The organism is Bacillus cereus group sp. MYBK95-2, assembly GCF_051915225.1.
Classification (GTDB): domain Bacteria; phylum Bacillota; class Bacilli; order Bacillales; family Bacillaceae_G; genus Bacillus_A; species Bacillus_A cereus.
Genome location: NZ_JBQAEH010000034.1, coordinates 1 through 2,378, shown reverse-complemented (window position 1 = coordinate 2,378; position 2,378 = coordinate 1). Strand labels below are relative to the sequence as shown.

Sequence of the window (2,378 nt, the reverse complement as noted above, 5' to 3'; positions counted from 1 at the left end):
GTTCAGTTTTCAAAGAACTACTTGGCCGCTCATTTGCGACTTCCTTATGTTAACATTTTCATCTTTCAATGTCAACTAAGTTTTTCATTTCGTTTGTCGCTTGCGACGTTAATGTCATCGGCGACTTGTTCTATATTACACCTCTATATAGTAATAGTCAATATTAATCTTTCATTTTTTTAAAAAGATGAAAAAGACTCTCATACCCCCCTTTTATTTCTCATACATATCAATAAAATAACTAAAAGGAGTGTAGAACTTGTTCAATCCTTCTTTATTACACATCATAAGCTCCCATTCAAGAAGCCCACACTATCATAGGAAGTTTCCAATCATTCTATTTTGGAGTCAAAAAAGCGGTTGTACTTCTCTTGCTAAGTGGTTCTTTTACCAGATTGATTTATTACAAACCGCTCTAAGCTATAGTCCTTTCATTCATAATTATGAATATGATATATACAAAAGTACACCTGCCTATAGTGTACGACTAGGAGTAGCGTTACGAGAAAAACAAAAAGAAACTTTTAAACTTGTTCGTAACCCTTATAGGAGAGCAGTCAGTTCTTTCGTGTCCTTAATTGGACCTCCTTATATGGAAAATCCCGAATGGAAACCCATCCGAAAGTTTTTATATCAAGATGAAAATTCCCCCAAAGGGATCTCATTTAAACAATTTTTATACTATCTATTTATGAAAGGGGCTCACGCAAGTGATATTAACCCACATTTCACACAACAATATATAGCTGGTGAAGAAGAATATGTGACCAATTATATATACTTAGAAAATTTCGATCAAGAAATAAAAAAATTAGAAAAGCGTTTCGAATTAAAAACCGCACCAATAAATGAGTTCTCAACATCATGGCATCATCAAACTCCCGCCATGATTTATAAAGGGGATTTTAGCGAAGGCGATATTACTGATCCTTTATTTCCCCGTCATCCAACTTTTGAAAGCTTTTATGATACTGAATGTATACAACTTGTCCAAACAATATTTCAAAATGATTTTGACACATATAAATACAGCAAAGAATATCCATACTAACTTTAGTCTATTATCTTTGCTAAATAAAAAAGATACCTCATATATAAGGTATCTTTTTAACATTTCAATTATATAAATCATACTGTTTAACAGTCTCTATTCTCCACCTTGTTACCTTTTAATAGATTACATAACTTTTGCTTATCCGCCCATCCTACTCCGATTAAAACTAAACTCGCTCCCATTATTACTCTCCATGTCAGAGATTCATTTAATAGAATAATTGAAGTAACAATACTTATTAATGGTAATGCATTTAAATATAATCCGCTTACTGATGCTGAAACTCTCTCTAGCGCTTTATTCCAAAACCAATATGCTAAAATTGTTGCTCCAATAACAAGGTATATTACACTAAGTCCCGTTTTCCAAGTTTCAACCTTTGGAAGACCGTAATAAAAAATTTCTATCAGTGCAAACGGTAAGAGAATAACAGCTCCAATAATTAAAGTTAATGTTGTAAAAACCTCGTTTGATAAATACTGTTCTTGTTTTGGTCGTTTTAGCAAAACTGTGTAGAAAGCAAATAGAAAAGTACTTAATAATATTAGTATATCTCCTATTAAAGACACTTCTTGATTAGCACTTTTAGATGGAATCGTAATAAAGAGTACTCCTATAACACCCAATATAATTCCTATCCAATAATTCAATCGAATTTTCTCTTTCAAAAAGAGTGCTGAAAAAAGAATTGTAACTAATGGTAATGCAGCATCTATAATACTCACATGTAATCCACTTGTTAAAGAAATGCCGTAGGATGTAAACATAAAATAACCAGCTACACCGGTAAAAGCTAACAAACTCATTCTTTTCCATGGAACTTTTTTATGTACAACTGATTTTTGTAATTCCTTAAATGAGAATAGCATACAAATTCCACCTGCAAAGAAAAGACGAATAAATAACAAAGTAAACGGCTGAATAGATTCTAACGCCCATTTTGTTGGCGCAATGGCTGTACCCCATAATATAACAGCCACTAATAACATGCATATTTCTTTCATAATTCCCCACACCCATCAAAAATATATGTTAACTACCTTAATTATAGATTTTTTCTAATGTAAAATCCTTTAAAAGCACAAAAGGTTATGTAAGATCACAAACATTCTTTTTACATCTGGACTATATTCTTGAAAAGGTAATTCTTACCTTTAAATTTAAAATAATAAAAATAAACACAAAAAAACCTAAGTCAAAATGACTTAGGTTTTTGCTTGGCGACGTCCTACTCTCACAGGGACAAGGTCCCAACTACCATCGGCGCTAGAGAGCTTAACTTCCGTGTTCGGTATGGGAACGGGTGTGACCTCTCTGCCATCAT

2 protein-coding genes and 1 rRNA gene are annotated in these 2,378 nt (G+C 32.5%); 1 reads left to right on the top strand and 2 read right to left on the bottom strand.

All coding sequences use genetic code 11. The annotated features are described in order from the left end of the window. Positions 1–259 precede the first annotated feature (259 nt). Entirely contained in the window at positions 260–1,051 is a 792-nt protein-coding gene (locus ACTFN4_RS30380) for a sulfotransferase family 2 domain-containing protein (RefSeq protein ID WP_439963343.1), read from the top strand. Positions 1,052–1,137: 86 nt separating this feature from the next. Here the strand turns inward: ACTFN4_RS30380 and ACTFN4_RS30375 are convergent, their stop codons facing one another. Beyond that, positions 1,138–2,058, bottom strand: a complete 921-nt coding sequence (locus tag ACTFN4_RS30375; protein ID WP_439963342.1) for a DMT family transporter — start codon at positions 2,056–2,058, stop codon at positions 1,138–1,140. Positions 2,059–2,269: 211 nt separating this feature from the next. After that, positions 2,270–2,378 (bottom strand): 5S ribosomal RNA (gene rrf / locus ACTFN4_RS30370); the annotation flags it as partial.

Bases quoted from the DNA above. Each gene is read 5' to 3' on its own strand.
- ACTFN4_RS30375 (WP_439963342.1), bottom strand. From the start codon at position 2,058: ATGAAAGAAATATGCATGTTATTAGTGGCTGTTATATTATGGGGTACA.